This is a genomic window from Fenollaria timonensis (genome assembly GCF_001457835.1).
Lineage (GTDB): Bacteria > Bacillota > Clostridia > Tissierellales > Peptoniphilaceae > Fenollaria > Fenollaria timonensis.
This window is the reverse complement of record NZ_LN898229.1, coordinates 158,079-174,674: the sequence shown is the minus strand read 5'-3', so window position 1 is coordinate 174,674 and position 16,596 is coordinate 158,079. Positions and strand designations below refer to the sequence as shown.

The window sequence follows — 16,596 nt, the reverse complement described above, 5'->3', positions numbered from 1 at the left end:
ATATAATTTAGTTGCCTTAAAATTATAAATATGTTATAATACATACAATATGGCCCTATGGTCAAGCGGTTCAAGACACACGCCGTTTTAATGACCTAAGCACATGAGAAGCAAGCGTAGCGAGCTTACGAATGTCAGCTAGGTCAGATGCCAGTCTCGTTTCATTTTCCGTAGGAAAATGCCAGAAGCAGGCCACGGCGGAGCCGTGAAAGCACACAATTTAATATATAAACAAAAAATACATATAATATGGCCCTATGGTCAAGCGGTTCAAGACACCGCCCTTTCACGGCGGTTACCCGGGTTCGAATCCCGGTAGGGTCACCATTTTTATATAATAAAATTAAGAAATTATTAATTTTATATTGACAAATTCTTAAAAATGTATTAATATAGAAGTGTAGTCAGTAAAGAGAGTAGCTTACTTCACACTTGATTACATTCTATCTGTGGCGGAGTAGCTCAGTTGGCTAGAGCATTCGGTTCATACCCGGAGTGTCAGGAGTTCAAATCTCTTCTCCGCTACCAAGTTCTTTTTAGAACTAAAAGTTAATAGATTTATAATTCATGCATGGACGATTAGCTCAGCTGGGAGAGCATCTGCCTTACAAGCAGGGGGTCATAGGTTCGAGCCCTATATCGTCCACCATGCATGGCCCGGTAGTTCAGTTGGTTTAGAATGCTAGCCTGTCACGCTAGAGGTCGTGGGTTCGAGCCCCATCCGGGTCGCCATAAAAGATTAGGTGATAAATATCATCTAGTTGCCGGCGTAGCTCAATTGGTAGAGCAACTGACTTGTAATCAGTAGGTTAGGGGTTCAAGTCCTCCCGCCGGCTCCAAATCTTTTATTCAGCCCTATGGAAGAGTACCCAAGTGGCTAAAGGGGGCGGACTGTAAATCCGTTAGCTAAGCTTTCAGTGGTTCAAATCCACTCTCTTCCACCATGTGCGGGTGTAGCTCAGTGGTAGAGCCCCAGCCTTCCAAGCTGGTTGCGAGGGTCCGATTCCCTTCACCCGCTCCATAATTAAATATATATGCGACTATAGCTCAGCTGGATAGAGCAACGGACTTCTAATCCGTGTGCCGGGGGTTCGACTCCTCCTAGTCGCGCCATTGTTGGGATGTAGCCAAGTCGGTAAGGCACCAGACTTTGACTCTGGCATTTCCGTAGGTTCGAGTCCTACCATCCCAGCCATGCGGAGAGGTATCGAAGCGGTCATAACGAGGCGGTCTTGAAAACCGTTTGGGTGCAAGCCCACGTGGGTTCGAATCCCACTCTCTCCGCCATTTTTTTTATCTAAAATGGCTTAGGCCGAATCGAATAATTTAATATTCTTGGAGAAGTACTCAAGTGGCTGAAGAGGCTCCCCTGCTAAGGGAGTAGGTCCTAATTTACGGGGCGCGAGGGTTCAAATCCCTCCTTCTCCGCCACAATGTGGACCTTTAGCTCAGTTGGTTAGAGCGTCCGGCTCATAACCGGCAGGTCCGGGGTTCGAGTCCCTGAAGGTCCACCAATTTAGGGGTTTAGCTCAGCTGGTAGAGCAACGGTCTCCAAAACCGTGTGCCGAGGGTTCGAAACCTTCAACCCCTGCCATAAGCCTTTTATAGGCTTATTTTTTTAGCTTTTTTTATAGCTTTCATTATATATTATGGCTCTATGTCAAATATTGGGGAGACTTATTGATTTAAGTCTCTCTTTTTATGTTAAAACTAACATTTGCACGTTTTTAATTTATATACTTAAAATAACACAAATTTATGTAATTTTTGCATGACTAATAAACCTATATAGGCTTATTAGGTTTTTATGATGTTTTATATATATATTTTAGTCTAAAAGCATTATTCTTTTTCTGAACCTCTCGAAGTTTCTCATACCAAAGCTGTTTCTTTTTAGTGTCTTTATCTTTGTATGTTTTCCTTCTAGTGCTCCATTTGAATGTTTGTAGTCAAATGAGTTTGTAATTTCATCAGACCAGTTTGTAAAGGCTGTTATACATGATTTAAACTCTTTAAGTTTTGATTTTTTACATATGTCTATCCATGCGTTTACCTTGTATTGTGCTTGTTCTTTGTTTTTCTGCACTAGAACTTCTTGATAGAAGGATTCTTTTAAGCCATATGCTAGTCTTAGCTCTTCGCTTATCTCTAGCATTAGAGCTGCTTCTCGCTTTTGATCATCATTAAGTTTTGGCATTGGTTTTGTAAGTATGCTTTTACTTCTTTTTAGGTATATTCTCATTTCTGCTGATGTATCTTTTTGTATTCTCTTTCTTACGTTTTCTAAGCTCCAAGAGACTTGTCTTACGAAGTGATATTTGTCTGCTATGTGTACTGCGTTTTTAAAGTATGCGTTTTTAACGTTTTTAAATGTTTTTGACATATCGCTAACAAATATCTTTACATTTTCTCTTTCTTCTTTTGGTATGTTTTTAAAGTATTCAAACAAAATATTTTCTTGCCTACTTTTAACTATGTCTATGATTTCATGTGTTATGCCATCTAGAAGTGAGCATTGATACTTGTATGAACCGCTGTCGCCTTTAAACTCGTCTATTAAAAGTACTTTTGGAAGACTTTTTCTCTCTACTGATAGGTAAGATAGGACTCTTGTAACTGTTGATGTGCTTACTGAGTATCTTCTTGATATTGACTTTATTGAGTAAAGTTCTCTAAACTCTCTAGCTATGGATGCTACTAGTCTTTTTGTCATGGTCATTTTCTTTGCTACTAGTTCTGTTTTGCTATCAATTCTTTTCCCGCAGCACTTACAGTTGTACCTAGTTTTTCTTAGGTTTATTATGCATTTTTTACCATGCATCTGTGTATCTTTTATCTTTTGAGTTCTGTGATCATGAACCCAGATATGTTTAGAACCACAGTATGGGCAGCTTTTTAACTTTTTTGTCTGTGCTTCTATAACTACTACATTTTCACCTTCTTTAAAATTGTTAACAACTACATCTTTACAAGCTAGCAAATTTATGGTATTATATTCTTGCACTTGTACACACCTCCTATGTTGTAGTGGTATTTTAAGTATAGGATAAAATGTGTGCAAGTGCAACTTTTTTTTGTAATTTTATCAAAAAAATATCTATTGAGGTTTTACTCCCCAATAGATATTATACAGCCTATATTATTAGAATGGATGTGTTCTCATGAAGGCACGCACTTTTTTTGAAACAATTGAAGAAATATTATTACAGTCTTTAAAAGATGAACTTGATTTAACACCTAAGCCTGGCTGTGTTGATGGACGTGACTCTGGCCCACACGCAGACATGGATTATGATGTTTTTTTAAGGAGCATTTCATCTCTTAAAGGCTATTTTTTTGAGATAATGGAAGTGTCGAACAGAAAAAACACTTTTGACGATACTTTTGAAGCGATTAGGCCCATTGGCATGAAGTATGAAGAGATGATGTATGAGGCGACAGGTGGCATAAACACACACAAGGGCGCCATCTTTACTCTTGGAGTCATTGCTTCTGCTATAGGAAAACTTTATTATGATAACAAATACATTACCATTGATCTAATTAGTGAATATGTAAAAAAGCTTTGCGCAAATATTTTTGATGATTTTAATAAAAAAGAGATGCAGGACTCGAATGGTATGCGCATCTATCAAAATAATGCTAATCACTCGGGCATCAGGTATGAAGCGTATCATGGTTTTAAGACGGCTCTTGATGCTTATGACTTTTATAAAAAGACAAAGGACTTCTTAAGGACTTATGTTTACATTATCTCGACTCTTGATGATACGACGACCATAAATAGAGTGGGCGAGTCTGGTCTTAATTTTTCTAAAACTTATGCGAAAAAAGTTTTAGATAGCGAAAATTTTGACGAAGAGATTGAGGCCATGGACAAAGTTTACACTGAGAAGAACATTTCGACTGGCGGCTGTGCTGACACTATCGAGCTTGTTTACTTCTTCAAGCGCATGGACGATTTTTTAGATAGCTATATGAATGACTTTCTATATAATAAGGAAGAAAGATGGGGGATTATCACTAAGGCGATCCAAGATAGTAATAAGCCCATCATCACTCTTAATCTAAATATAAAGGGCATGCACAAGGATAAAGATGAGTTTGAGCCAATTTACAAGGCGGCGAAAATGTATTTATCTTCATACGAGTGCATATATGAGGACGAGGATAATTACTCAGCCATCTACCTAGCGAAGGGCGAGGCAATTGATGAGAAGAAAAAATTTGTGCATTTAGAAGAGGAGCATGACTTTATGCGCTTTGTAGACATTGACGTGATTGATACTAATCTTAAGCCTATATCGAGGACTGAGCTTGGCTATGCGAAGAGGACTTGTATCGTTTGCGGTGGCGACAGATTCACTTGCATGCGCGAAGAAAGACATACGCAAGAGGACTTCAACGCAAGTTTAAATGCAGCTTTATTAAATCTTGACAAATAGTCTCATTTACTATATAATATTATCTATGGAAAAAAGGTTTATGAATATGGCAATCAGAGAGGCGATAAAGGCGTACAAGCTTGGCGAAGTGCCTGTTGGAGCGGTTATTGTGAAGGATGGAGAAGTGATTTCGAAGGCCTATAATGAGACGATAACGATGAAGGACGCATCAGCTCATGCTGAGATGCTTGCTATAAGACGGGCGTGCGAAAAGCTAGATAACTACAGGCTCACAGACTGCGAGCTCTATGTAACGCTTGAACCTTGCATGATGTGCCTAGGAGCGATTTTGGAAGCGCGTATAAAAAATTTATACATAGGTCTACTTGATTACAAGAAAGGCGCTTGTATTAGCAAAATGCAGCTTCACAACTCATCTCTTAGCTATCACAAGCTGTGTGTTTATTACAATGAAAGCAAAATTTATAAATTTCTTTTGCAAAACTTCTTCAAGAACTTAAGAAATAAATAGGGAGTGGTATCGAAGAGGTCATAACGGGGCGCACTCGAAATGCGTTAGGGGCCTTGCTCCACGTGGGTTCGAATCCCACCCACTCCGCCAATACAATATTCGTGCACTAGTAGCTCAGTTGGATAGAGCAGCGCCCTCCTAAGGCGTGTGCCGGGGGTTCGATTCCTCTCTAGTGCGCCACTTTATTTTTTACAAGGAGGTAATTAAGTGATTTTAAATAAAAAAAAGCTTGGCATTATCGCAAGTGTAGCGCTTTTGGCCCTTGCTATAATCATAGCTTTTGTATATAAGAATTTTTTCTCGAGGGTAGAAGTTTTCTCTTCTGGAAAGTCCTTGGGAGTTTACTCTAGCGTACATAATTTTAATAAAGCTATAGATAATTATAAGTCCAAATATGAAGATAGATATGGTGCGGATCTTGTAAAAGCAAATTACGAGTTCAAAAAAAGCGATAAAGAGCTTAGAAACGCTATATCTGAGGACGCTTTCTATGCAAATGCTTATGCCGTTCAAAAGAGTGGCGAGACTCTTTACGCGCTTAAAAATGAAGACGCTGCAAATGAGTTTTTAACAGCAATTGAGAACCATTACTACAGTGACAACACCATTTGCGTGAAGATTAAGGACAATATTGAGCTTAAAAAAGAAAAGATCTCTCTAAAGGATTTAAGAACTGTAAATTCAGCTCTTAAAGAGGTTTTAGAGAACAATAAATTGAAGAATGACAAGGCTATAAACGTATTACTAACAAAGAAAGAAAATCAAGAAGAAGTCATCGCTATGCCGGTTGAAAGTCAAGACGATCCGAGCCTTCCAAGAGGTGAGACTGTTCTTTCAATGGACGGCGAAGATGGACTTAAGGCCGTTAAGAGCATCGCTTACTACGAAAATGATGAGCTTATAAATAAAGTTGTTTTAGAAGAAAATGTGAAGAAAAAAGCTGCTCCGAAGCTTGTACTTGTGGGAACTAGAAAGGCTTTAGCTGATGGCAGCTTTGCAAAACCTACCAGAGGCGGCATTTCATCAGGCTATGGAAGAAGATGGGGTAGACAGCACACTGGCGTTGACATCGACGCTGATTACGGCGACGCTGTATACGCATCTGACGGCGGTGTGGTTAGCTACGCTGGCTTCTTAGGTACTTACGGCAATCTTATCGAGATTGATCACCAAAACGGCTACAAGACAAGATACGCTCACTTAAGCAGTATCAATGTTTCGAAGGGCGAAACTTTGATGAAGGGCGATTTTATCGGTAAAGTTGGTACAACTGGCCGAGTAACTGGACCGCATCTACATTTTGAAGTTATTGTTAATGGCAAGAGCCAAAATCCATTAAATTATATCAGAGGCAATTAATATGAAGAAATTTCTAGCACTAGTACTCGTTCTTCTGATGAGCGTTACTGTGTTTTCATGCACAAAGAAGATTGAATACAACGATGCAAAGGACTTAAGTCATAAGTACTTGGACGCGCTTAGAAGCGCTGATGGCGACGTGCTTTTCGAAGCAGCTAGGCTTAAGAATCAAAAACAAATAGAGAAAGAAGATTTTCAAAGATCTTTAACTCAAACTATTAAAAAATTAGGTGAGTTCAAAGAAGGCAAGGACGAAAAATTCGAATACATCGAGAATACTTTCGTTTTATCGAGTGAAGATAGATTTGATTATAGGATGGTGACATCCATCATCGAGCTTGATAAGTCAGGCAGTTTGAACAACGCATACTTTATGCTTAAAGAGCCCATCTGTGAAGATAACGACGATTTCAAAGAAGAAAGCTTTATTCTTGACAATGATGGAGCCAAGATGTATGGTGCTCTTACCATTCCAAAGGATTTTACTTCTAAGAAAGTAGTATTTATGATGCAAGGCTCTGGTCCGCAAGATATGGACGAAACAGTTGGTATTAGTGGTAACAAGCCATTTAAAGACCTTGCTCATGGACTTGCAAAGCATGGCGTAGCAACACTTAGAATTGACAAAAGATATGTAAATAACGCGCCAAAGGACTACACAGTTGATGAAGAGGTTTTATCGGACGCAAAGCTTGCTATAGAAGAGCTTAAGAAAGACTCAAGATTTGATGATGTTTACGTGCTTGGCCACTCGCTTGGAGCGATGCTTGCACCAAGAGTAGCTAAGGACGAGGGTTTGAAGAAAGTCGCAATGCTGTCAGCATCGACTATGAAATTCACAGATATAATTTATACGCAGCAAATGGAATATCTTGATTCAGGTGAAGTAAGCCAATCTGTTGCTGATTTTCAAAAGAAAGAAATCACTAAGATTAAAGAGCAAATCGATAATATGACTGAAAAGACTAAGGGTAACTTCTTTAGTATGCCTGCTTCATACGTTTACTCGGTCAACCAAGTAAATCCAGTAGAAGACATAAAAGCTTCAGACTTTGATGTCTTTATAGGACACGGCTCAAAGGACTTCCAAGTGAAGAAGGATGAGTTTGAAAAGTTCAAAAAGGCCTTGGGAGATAGAGGACTTGTGATATATAATCTCTATGACGGGCTTAATCACTTGATGATGCCTGAGGACTCAAATGAGTTTTCTGTAGAGATATATGACAAGCCAAATCATGTAAGTCAATTAGTGATAGATGATTTAGCAGAATTTTTTAAATAATATATTTATGAGAGACTTGTGATAAGTCTCTTTTTTGATGCGATAATTTATAATAACAAGTGTAACACTTAATAAAATAAAGGCTCTATGTCAAATATTGGGGAGACTTATTGATTTAAGTCTCTCTTTTTATGTTAAAACTAACATTTGCACGTTTTTAATTTATATACTTAAAATAACACAAATTTATGTAATTTTTGCATGACTAATAAACCTATATAGGCTTATTAGGTTTTTATGATGTTTTATATATATATTTTAGTCTAAAAGCATTATTCTTTTTCTGAACCTCTCGAAGTTTCTCATACCAAAGCTGTTTCTTTTTAGTGTCTTTATCTTTGTATGTTTTCCTTCTAGTGCTCCATTTGAATGTTTGTAGTCAAATGAGTTTGTAATTTCATCAGACCAGTTTGTAAAGGCTGTTATACATGATTTAAACTCTTTAAGTTTTGATTTTTTACATATGTCTATCCATGCGTTTACCTTGTATTGTGCTTGTTCTTTGTTTTTCTGCACTAGAACTTCTTGATAGAAGGATTCTTTTAAGCCATATGCTAGTCTTAGCTCTTCGCTTATCTCTAGCATTAGAGCTGCTTCTCGCTTTTGATCATCATTAAGTTTTGGCATTGGTTTTGTAAGTATGCTTTTACTTCTTTTTAGGTATATTCTCATTTCTGCTGATGTATCTTTTTGTATTCTCTTTCTTACGTTTTCTAAGCTCCAAGAGACTTGTCTTACGAAGTGATATTTGTCTGCTATGTGTACTGCGTTTTTAAAGTATGCGTTTTTAACGTTTTTAAATGTTTTTGACATATCGCTAACAAATATCTTTACATTTTCTCTTTCTTCTTTTGGTATGTTTTTAAAGTATTCAAACAAAATATTTTCTTGCCTACTTTTAACTATGTCTATGATTTCATGTGTTATGCCATCTAGAAGTGAGCATTGATACTTGTATGAACCGCTGTCGCCTTTAAACTCGTCTATTAAAAGTACTTTTGGAAGACTTTTTCTCTCTACTGATAGGTAAGATAGGACTCTTGTAACTGTTGATGTGCTTACTGAGTATCTTCTTGATATTGACTTTATTGAGTAAAGTTCTCTAAACTCTCTAGCTATGGATGCTACTAGTCTTTTTGTCATGGTCATTTTCTTTGCTACTAGTTCTGTTTTGCTATCAATTCTTTTCCCGCAGCACTTACAGTTGTACCTAGTTTTTCTTAGGTTTATTATGCATTTTTTACCATGCATCTGTGTATCTTTTATCTTTTGAGTTCTGTGATCATGAACCCAGATATGTTTAGAACCACAGTATGGGCAGCTTTTTAACTTTTTTGTCTGTGCTTCTATAACTACTACATTTTCACCTTCTTTAAAATTGTTAACAACTACATCTTTACAAGCTAGCAAATTTATGGTATTATATTCTTGCACTTGTACACACCTCCTATGTTGTAGTGGTATTTTAAGTATAGGATAAAATGTGTGCAAGTGCAACTTTTTTTTGTAATTTTATCAAAAAAATATCTATTGAGGTTTTACTCCCCAATAGATATTATACAGCCAAAATAAATAAAAAGAGTTCATATTTACTACTCATGATATACAGACCACGTGTTACTACTTTATCTGAGCTAGATTATCATTGAAATAAATTATGGATATATGGTTTTAGTATTGATTATTTTATAAAATAGCATCAAAAGCTGTAAGTTTCTTGACAGTAAAAACATACCTTGTTATAATGATTAAGGTTATATTAATTATATATTAGAGGTTTGATGTGAAAAAATATATATTATCAAAAGTTATGATGGGTTTAGTTACTATAATCTTTTCATTTGTGCTAACATTTTTCTTAATAAGACTAGCACCAGGAACACCTATGAGGATAGTTGCTGGAAAAGAAAATCCTAATCCAGAGCAAATTGAGCACTTAACAGAGAAGTACGGACTTGATAAACCTGTTGGTGTACAATTTATAAACTACATAAAGAACATGGCAAAGGGCGATTTTGGTTTTTCATATAGAAACAATTTGCCCGTATTTGAGTTAATCAAAAGACGTTTAGCACCAACACTAACTCTGTCTCTTACGTCGAACATACTTTCGGCTTTGCTTGGCGGATTTCTTGGACTGCAGATTGGGCGTAAAAAAGGAGGCATCTTGGATAAAGTGTTTTCATACATAAGCTATGTTTTAGATGCTATACCAGGCTTTTGGCTAGCGATGATACTAATCATGGTGTTTTCATCTAAGCTTGGCTGGTTCCCAACATCTGGCATGTACAACATGAGAGAGAGCTACACCGGCATAAGAAAATTCATAGACCTTTTGTATCATATGACGCTACCAATACTAAGCATAGTTATAATACAAACGCCTATATACTTTAGGATAGCGAGAGCATCTGTCATCAATACTATGAAACAAGGCTTTATCAAGACATTCAGAGCAGCTGGTATGAAGGAAGGAGAGATATTTAGAAAATATGTGATGAAAAACTCGCTAATACCAATACTTACTACATTTAGTATGTCACTTGCCTTTACCATAAGCGGTGCAGCACTTATAGAGATAGTCTTTTCATGGCCGGGCATGGGTAGGCTCATCATCGACTCTATCAATGGCCGTGACTATATGGTCTTAAACGGACTTTACTTAGTAATATCAGTTTCATTGATATTCTTTACCATACTCACAGACGTTTTATATGCACTGGTTGACCCAAGGATAAGGATAAAGTAATGAAGAAGCTATTAAAAAACCCAGAATTTCTAGTGGGTAGTATAATGATAATCATAACAATACTCATAGCAATATTTGCACCATATATCGCGAATTACAGCTATGATACGCTTACTGAAGACCTTTTGCATGCTCCATCGAGTGAGCACTACTTTGGTACAGATAACCTTGGCAGAGACATATTTAGCATGACTATATATGGGACGAGAGCTTCACTTTATGTGGGCATCACGGCGGCCATCATCTCAAGCATTTTAGGTGTGGCAATTGGAGCGCTTTCAGGCTACTACGGCGGTTTGTTTGACAAAATCGTAACTGAAATAATAAATATATTCCTAATGGTGCCGACATTTTTCCTTATTATACTATGTGTGTCATTTTACGGCTCATCGATGAGAAATGTTGTTATAGTCATAGCGCTTACAAGCTGGATGGGTACTGCTAGAATGATGAGGGCGCAAACACTTAGTTTAAAGGAAAGGGATTTTGTTCTTTCTAGTAAATGTATGGGCGAGAGTGATATGAGCATCATTTTTAAACATATACTTCCTCATGGAATATATCCAATCGTAGTAAATGCAACACTTTCAGTCTCGTCAGCAATACTATATGAAGCGTCACTTTCATTTTTAGGCTTAGGCGATAGAAATATTGTTAGTTGGGGTCAGCTCATTTACAATGGTAGAAGCTACTTAACGAATGCCTGGTGGATAACTACATTTGCAGGGCTATTCTTAGTCTTTGTTGTACTAGGTTTTTCAATGATTGCAAACGGTTTTAATAAAGTCTTGGTTGATGGTGATTAATATGCTTATAGAACTGAAAAATTTTAATGTTTATTATAAATCAAATTCTGGCAGCGTACATGCTGTTAGAGACGTCAATCTTGATTTGCTTGAAAACACTTCATATGGCGTTGTTGGCGAATCAGGTTCGGGTAAGACTACCTTGTTTATGGCGCTATTAAGACTATTATCAAAAGATACAACTATTAATGGTGAAGTAATATATGAGGGCAGTGACTTGATGAAACTAAGTGAAGATGAGTTCAGAAAGTACAGATGGAAGGACTTTTCTGTTGTTTTTCAAGAAGCAATGAACTTTCTAAGCCCTGTTCATAAGATAGGTAAGCAGTTAGTTTCAATATACACAGCCAATGGACCTAGCAAGAACAAAAAAGAAGTAAAAGAAGAAATTTTAAAGGCCTTTCATAAGGTCAACTTAGTTGATACTGTATATAATATGTATCCACATGAGCTATCGGGTGGCATGATGCAAAGAGTTGCTATAGCCTCATCCATATTGCTTAATCCAAAACTATTAGTTATGGACGAAGCGACTACTGCCCTTGATATAATCACCGAAGGACAGATACTTGATGAAATTAAGGAGCTTGAAGAGAGCATCAAGATGACTAGAGTCATGATTACGCACGATGTATCAGTTGTAAGCTCATCAGCTGAGAGGGTCATAGTTATGTATGGCGGCTTAATACTCGAAGAAGGCAGGGTTGACGAGGTCTTTGTAAAGCCAAAGCACCCATATACCAAGCTTTTACTTGAGAGCTACCCTAGGATGAATGACAAAGAAAAGTACTTAAAGTCAATTAAGGGAAGCCTACCTGATTTAAAGGAAGCTTATAAATCTTGTGTATTTTACAATAGATGTCCATACAGAATGCCTTATTGTAAGGATCACGAGCCGAAACTTATCAGCCATGGCGACAGAAAAGTTGCTTGTTTCTTAGAAGAAGGTGTTAAAGATGAGTAATGAAATATTGAAAGTTACAGATTTGAAGAAGCACTACAAGACTAAGGAAGGTACACTTAAAGCGCTTGATGGCGTGAGCTTAAATATAGATAAGGGATCCATAGTAGGGGTCATAGGCGAGTCAGGCTGCGGCAAATCAACGCTTGCAAAACTCCTTATAGGGCTGAATGAAGCAACAAGCGGAAGTATTATATACAATGGAAGAGAGCTTAAGGATATACTTAAAAAAGATAAGCTTAGCTTTAGACGAGACGTACAAATGATTTTTCAAAATCCTTATGACGTCTTCGATAGCAAGATGACTATAGAAAAGATACTCCTCTCACCGCTTAAGATTCATAATATAGGCTCTAGTCGTGAAGAAAGGCTAGCTCTTATAAAAGAAAGCCTATCTAAGGCAGGCTTTGAGAATATCGATGATTACTTATCTAGAAAGCCGGGCGAGCTGTCAGGTGGACAGCTTCAGAGGATATCCATAGTTAGGTCCATGCTACTTAACCCGCAGCTCATCATAGCTGATGAACCAGTAAGTATGCTTGACGTATCCATCCGAGCAGACATCATCAACATGCTTATAAGAATCAGAGATGAAAGAAATATATCCATGCTATACATTAGCCACGATATAACAACTACACAATTTTTAGTAAATACACTTATTGTTATGTATCTAGGCAAAATCGTTGAATATGGTCCAGTTGAGGCCGTGATTAATAAGGCGGCGCATCCATATACAAAGGCGCTTTTATCACACGTTTCATCGATCGACCCGAGAGAAAAACAAGATAAAATACATTTGAAAGGTGAAGTGCCTAAACCTATAGGCACGGGTCCTGGCTGCTACTTCGAAAAGAGATGCTATAGAACGCTTGATAAGTGCAAATGTTCATATCCAGAATTTATCGAAGTAGGTGACAATCACTATATAAGCTGTTTTAATCTAATAAGATAGCTATATATAAATAATAGTTTTAATAGGAGGAATTTATGAAATTCAAAAGACTAATGGCTTTAATGCTTTCATTAGTAATATTTGCTTCATTTGCTATAGGCTGCTCTAAACCGGCTGAAGAAGCACCAAAGACTAATGAAGAAAGCAAAACAGCTGAAGAAAATCAAGAAACAGAAGAAACAGAAAAGGCTGATGGTATCCAAGAAGGCGGTACTTTCATCATCGGTATGAGTAGAGAACCTGGTCAATATAATCCATGTGCTACAGCAGATGACGCTGCATACCAAATCATTCAAAACGTATTCAACAAGCTATTAAAAATCAATGGCAATGGAGAAATTATCCCTGACATTGCTGATAGCTACGAATACAAGGACGAAGGAAAGACTTTAATCTTCCACCTACATGAAAATGTTAAGTGGCACGACGGAGAAGATTTCTCTGCTGAAGACGTTAAGTGGACATTTGATAAGATTATTAGCGAAAAAGGTTTCGCATCAAGCTCATTATCTGATGTAGAAGCAGTTAATGTTATTGACAATAACACTGTAGAATTCAAACTTAAAGAAGCAAACTCAGGTTTACTTGGCTATATCGCTTGGGTTGGAACATATATCATGCCTAAGCACATATATGACGGAACAGACTGGTTAGAAAACCCAGCAAACCACGCACCTATAGGTACTGGTCCATTCAAGTTCGTAGAACAAAAAGAAGGCGAATCAGTAACTCTTGAAAAGAACCCAGACTTCTTTGGCAAGGGACCTTATGTAGACAAACTTATCTACAGAATTATTCCTGATGGAAACACTCAATACCAAGCTTGGTTGAATAATGAAATTGACCACACTATGGCAGGTGCACCAGCAGAAGACTTTGAAAAACTTTCTAAAGATGAAAATTTTAGACTTGTTCCAATGTCTTGGCCAAATAAATCATATATATGCTTCAACATGCTTAGCGGTAAATTTACAGAACCTAAGCTAAGAGAAGCAATGCTATATGCTATCGATAGAGAAGATATCTTCAAAAAAGTTTACAAAGAACAAGGAGCTATATCAGAATACTTTATAGCACCTGAATACAAGTGGGCTATAAACGAAGATGTAAAGAGCCCTGAAAGAGACATTGAAAAAGCTAAGAAGCTTATCGAAGAAGCTGGCTACACTATGGGTGAAGACGGATACTACTTCGAAACAACAATCGATACATTCCCAGGATGGGATGACTTCTGCGTAGTACTTGCTGACCAATTAAAAGAGGTTGGTATCAAGCTTACTCACAATGGTATGGACGACCCAACATATGATGAAAAAGTTCTAGAAAAGAAAGACTTTGAATTAACAGTACTAGGCGGTTACCAAGGACCAGACATCGCTGCTATGGGATCAAGATTCCAAACAGGTGGACCAATGAACTATGGTAACTATTCAAGCGAAGAAATGGATACAGAACTTAACTTAGGTAACGTTGCTACTACACTTGAAGACAGAGCAGTTCACTACAAGAAAGTTCAAGAAATCTTAAGAGCTGACCTACCAGTTGTATTCTTCTGGGATAGAGGAACTCAATATCCAATCAAGAGCTACGTTAAAGGCTCACCAGCTGATGAAGCTAAAGATGAAGTGTCTGAAGCTGAATTCTCACAAGTTTGGATAGACGAAAGCTTAAGGAAATAATTTCCAAAATAAATTAGTTTAGGATTAAGCGTAAGAGGCGATTTGCTTTATACGCTTTTTCTTTTTCTAAGTAATAGCATTTGGGTATATATAACATAGCTTACTATAAAAGAGAAGTACTAAAATATTATTAAGAGGTGTATTATTATGAAAACTGTAGAGAGACCTTGGTTTAAAGCATCTAAATTCTTAGGCATATGGGGAGGAATTCCACTTACAATAATTGGATTATTTACTTATATATATTGGAAAAATATTGCATGTTTAATAAATGGATTCATGTGGTTATTTATTTCTATAGCCTTTTTATGCAAAGCAGTTCTTGAATATTATAAATTAAAAAAATTAAAAGAAAGTGGAGTTAAATACAAGTGCAAGATTAATAGAGTAATCCCTCTTAGCTATGTAAGATTTGTTCCATATATAGCATCAAAAGTTGAATGCACATATGAGAATAATGGAATTACATATGAAATTTTGGATGGACCATATCTTTTGCTTCCATTTGAGAAACTAGAAAAACTATCAGCTATTGCCTACATAGGAAAAAATAAAAGCATGCTTGTTTTATCAAGGATGTAGCGTAAGAAGCAAATTGCTTTTTACGCTTTTTCTTATCTATTAATAGCTTTTGGGTATATATAATTAGGTGATTATATGAAAAATATGAATGAAAATATCAATCTAGCTGATGAACTATACGATAAAATCGAGAATGAACTTGGTAAGCTTAAGAAAGTTAAGATACTTGTGCTAGGCAAGACAGGTGCGGGTAAATCGACTCTTATCAATGCCTTGTTCCGTGAGGATATACTAAAGACTGGCGTCGGCTATCCCATGACAAAAAACATCGTCAAAGTAGAGAAAGATGGCGTGCCACTTACATTATACGACACGCGTGGACTTGAGCTGGACAACGATTCGCGTCTTGAAGTTTACAAGGAAGTCGCAAATTTTGTGAGCGATATGTATTTAAAGGGCGACGACGAAAAACTTAATCTCATCTACTTTTGCATCAACGCCCAAGGACTTAGGATAGAGAAGGAAGAGGAAGAGCTCATAAGAACGCTTAGTAAAGAGAATAAAGTCATCATCGTCCTTACTAAATTCTTTTCTGAAGAAGCCAAAGACTTCTATGACTTCATTAAAAATATGAATATGGGTGAGTTTGCCATAGCTCCAGTACTTGCAAAGAACCTTAAGATTAACCGTGACAATATTATTTTAGCGCATGGACTTGAGGACCTTGTACAGATGAGTATGGACGCGCTTGAAGAAGAGTACCAAATATCTTTTAACAATGCCCAACATGCAGATTTAAAACTAAAAGCAGAAAAGGCACGCAGTTGGGCGAAGAAATACATTGCCTCAAGCTTTGGAGTTGGTTTCGTTCCAATACCATTCTCCGATGCATCAGTTCTGGTACCCATGGAGTTAACTATGCTTGCTCATATCACTGCCATATTTGGAGTGCCAGTTAATAAAAAGAGACTCGCTTCAATCATCGCAGGTCTCGGCGGAACCATGGGCGCGACCTACCTTGGACGCTTTATAGTAAGTAACGCGCTAAAATTCTTTCCAGGCGCAGGAACGGTAGTCGCAGGCCTCATAAGCGGCACAACTGCCTCAGCCATCATGGCATCACTTGCCTTTGCCTACATCGAAGTACTGACAGTCCTTCTTAAAAAAGCAAAGACGGGTGACGACATAGATAACAAAGAGTTAGAAGAGATGCTAAAGAAGCTATATAAAGATAATTTAAAGAATCATAAGAAGCTTAAATAAATTAAGACCTTAAGAGTTAATTCTCCTAAGGTCTTTTACTTTGTTTATATTAAATATAAGACAATCGCTGAGCATAATCATGTGAGCTTGTTGGTGGTATTAA

The 16,596-nt window shown here is 37.2% G+C and carries 13 protein-coding genes and 15 tRNA genes; 26 read left to right on the top strand and 2 right to left on the bottom strand.

The features are described 5' to 3' along the window. Positions 1-251 precede the first annotated feature (251 nt). The 13 genes from BN3004_RS00895 (at position 252) to BN3004_RS00835 (ending at position 1,594) form a co-directional block, all read left to right on the top strand. Positions 252-327 (top strand) — tRNA-Glu (locus BN3004_RS00895). A gap of 124 nt (positions 328-451) precedes the next feature. Then, positions 452-528: transfer RNA gene (locus BN3004_RS00890), tRNA-Met, on the top strand. A 45-nt stretch (positions 529-573) separates the two neighbouring features. After that, a tRNA-Val gene (locus tag BN3004_RS00885) sits at positions 574-649 on the top strand. A gap of 5 nt (positions 650-654) precedes the next feature. After that, positions 655-732, top strand: a tRNA-Asp gene (locus BN3004_RS00880). 31 nt (positions 733-763) lie between these two features. Beyond that, positions 764-839 (top strand) — tRNA-Thr (locus BN3004_RS00875). Positions 840-859: 20 nt separating this feature from the next. Continuing rightward, a tRNA-Tyr gene (locus tag BN3004_RS00870) sits at positions 860-944 on the top strand. A gap of 3 nt (positions 945-947) precedes the next feature. After that, positions 948-1,021: transfer RNA gene (locus tag BN3004_RS00865), tRNA-Gly, on the top strand. Between the two features lie 15 nt (positions 1,022-1,036). Continuing rightward, positions 1,037-1,113 (top strand) — tRNA-Arg (locus BN3004_RS00860). Positions 1,114-1,117: 4 nt separating this feature from the next. Further along, positions 1,118-1,195, top strand: a tRNA-Gln gene (locus BN3004_RS00855). A gap of 3 nt (positions 1,196-1,198) precedes the next feature. Next, positions 1,199-1,287: transfer RNA gene (locus tag BN3004_RS00850), tRNA-Ser, on the top strand. A 50-nt stretch (positions 1,288-1,337) separates the two neighbouring features. Continuing rightward, positions 1,338-1,431, top strand: a tRNA-Ser gene (locus BN3004_RS00845). 6 nt (positions 1,432-1,437) lie between these two features. After that, positions 1,438-1,514, top strand: a tRNA-Ile gene (locus BN3004_RS00840). 4 nt (positions 1,515-1,518) lie between these two features. Then, positions 1,519-1,594 (top strand) — tRNA-Trp (locus BN3004_RS00835). 234 nt (positions 1,595-1,828) lie between these two features. Here the strand turns inward: BN3004_RS00835 and BN3004_RS00830 are convergent. Beyond that, a complete protein-coding gene (locus BN3004_RS00830) occupies positions 1,829-3,004 on the bottom strand; it encodes an ISL3 family transposase (protein WP_058259271.1) in 1,176 nt (391 codons plus the stop codon). 157 nt (positions 3,005-3,161) lie between these two features. Between BN3004_RS00830 and BN3004_RS00825 the strand changes: the two genes are divergently transcribed. The 6 genes from BN3004_RS00825 to BN3004_RS00800 all read left to right on the top strand — a co-directional run bounded on the left by BN3004_RS00825 (position 3,162) and on the right by BN3004_RS00800 (position 7,558). Further along, entirely contained in the window at positions 3,162-4,445 is a 1,284-nt protein-coding gene (locus BN3004_RS00825) for a triphosphoribosyl-dephospho-CoA synthase (RefSeq protein WP_058259413.1), read from the top strand. Between the two features lie 40 nt (positions 4,446-4,485). Then, positions 4,486-4,917, top strand: a complete 432-nt coding sequence (locus BN3004_RS00820; protein ID WP_242854173.1) for a nucleoside deaminase — start codon at positions 4,486-4,488, stop codon at positions 4,915-4,917. Next, positions 4,918-5,007: transfer RNA gene (locus tag BN3004_RS00815), tRNA-Ser, on the top strand. A 13-nt stretch (positions 5,008-5,020) separates the two neighbouring features. Next, a tRNA-Arg gene (locus BN3004_RS00810) sits at positions 5,021-5,097 on the top strand. Positions 5,098-5,124: 27 nt separating this feature from the next. Next, complete coding sequence (locus BN3004_RS00805; protein ID WP_058259412.1) at positions 5,125-6,276, top strand: peptidoglycan DD-metalloendopeptidase family protein; 1,152 nt, start codon at positions 5,125-5,127, stop codon at positions 6,274-6,276. A 1-nt stretch (position 6,277) separates the two neighbouring features. Beyond that, positions 6,278-7,558 carry an alpha/beta hydrolase family protein gene (locus BN3004_RS00800; RefSeq protein ID WP_058259411.1) on the top strand — a complete coding sequence of 427 codons (1,281 nt, stop codon included), beginning with the start codon at positions 6,278-6,280 and terminating at the stop codon, positions 7,556-7,558. A gap of 258 nt (positions 7,559-7,816) precedes the next feature. Here BN3004_RS00800 and BN3004_RS00795 read toward each other — a convergent pair whose 3' ends face one another. After that, the gene (locus tag BN3004_RS00795) at positions 7,817-8,992 is read right to left on the bottom strand and encodes an ISL3 family transposase (RefSeq protein WP_058259271.1); all 1,176 of its coding nucleotides are present in this window, start codon (positions 8,990-8,992) and stop codon (positions 7,817-7,819) included. 349 nt (positions 8,993-9,341) lie between these two features. Between BN3004_RS00795 and BN3004_RS00790 the strand changes: the two genes are divergently transcribed. From BN3004_RS00790 to BN3004_RS00760, 7 genes are all read left to right on the top strand, one after another. After that, positions 9,342-10,307 carry an ABC transporter permease gene (locus BN3004_RS00790; RefSeq protein WP_058259410.1) on the top strand — a complete coding sequence of 322 codons (966 nt, stop codon included), beginning with the start codon at positions 9,342-9,344 and terminating at the stop codon, positions 10,305-10,307. Further along, positions 10,307-11,113 (top strand): ABC transporter permease, encoded by an 807-nt coding sequence (locus BN3004_RS00785; protein ID WP_058259409.1) that lies wholly within the window; start codon positions 10,307-10,309, stop codon positions 11,111-11,113. Before BN3004_RS00790 ends, BN3004_RS00785 begins: the two co-directional genes overlap by 1 nt. 1 nt (position 11,114) lies before the next feature. Continuing rightward, a complete protein-coding gene (locus tag BN3004_RS00780) occupies positions 11,115-12,077 on the top strand; it encodes an ABC transporter ATP-binding protein (protein ID WP_196792449.1) in 963 nt (320 codons plus the stop codon). Further along, positions 12,070-13,029, top strand: a complete 960-nt coding sequence (locus BN3004_RS00775; RefSeq protein ID WP_058259408.1) for an oligopeptide/dipeptide ABC transporter ATP-binding protein — start codon at positions 12,070-12,072, stop codon at positions 13,027-13,029. Before BN3004_RS00780 ends, BN3004_RS00775 begins: the two co-directional genes overlap by 8 nt. Before the next feature lie 35 nt (positions 13,030-13,064). Further along, positions 13,065-14,708 (top strand): ABC transporter substrate-binding protein, encoded by a 1,644-nt coding sequence (locus tag BN3004_RS00770; RefSeq protein WP_058259407.1) that lies wholly within the window; start codon positions 13,065-13,067, stop codon positions 14,706-14,708. 147 nt (positions 14,709-14,855) lie between these two features. After that, positions 14,856-15,290 carry a hypothetical protein gene (locus BN3004_RS00765; protein WP_058259406.1) on the top strand — a complete coding sequence of 145 codons (435 nt, stop codon included), beginning with the start codon at positions 14,856-14,858 and terminating at the stop codon, positions 15,288-15,290. A 75-nt stretch (positions 15,291-15,365) separates the two neighbouring features. After that, the gene (locus BN3004_RS00760; protein WP_058259405.1) at positions 15,366-16,493 is read left to right on the top strand and encodes a YcjF family protein; all 1,128 of its coding nucleotides are present in this window, start codon (positions 15,366-15,368) and stop codon (positions 16,491-16,493) included. Positions 16,494-16,596 lie beyond the last annotated feature (103 nt).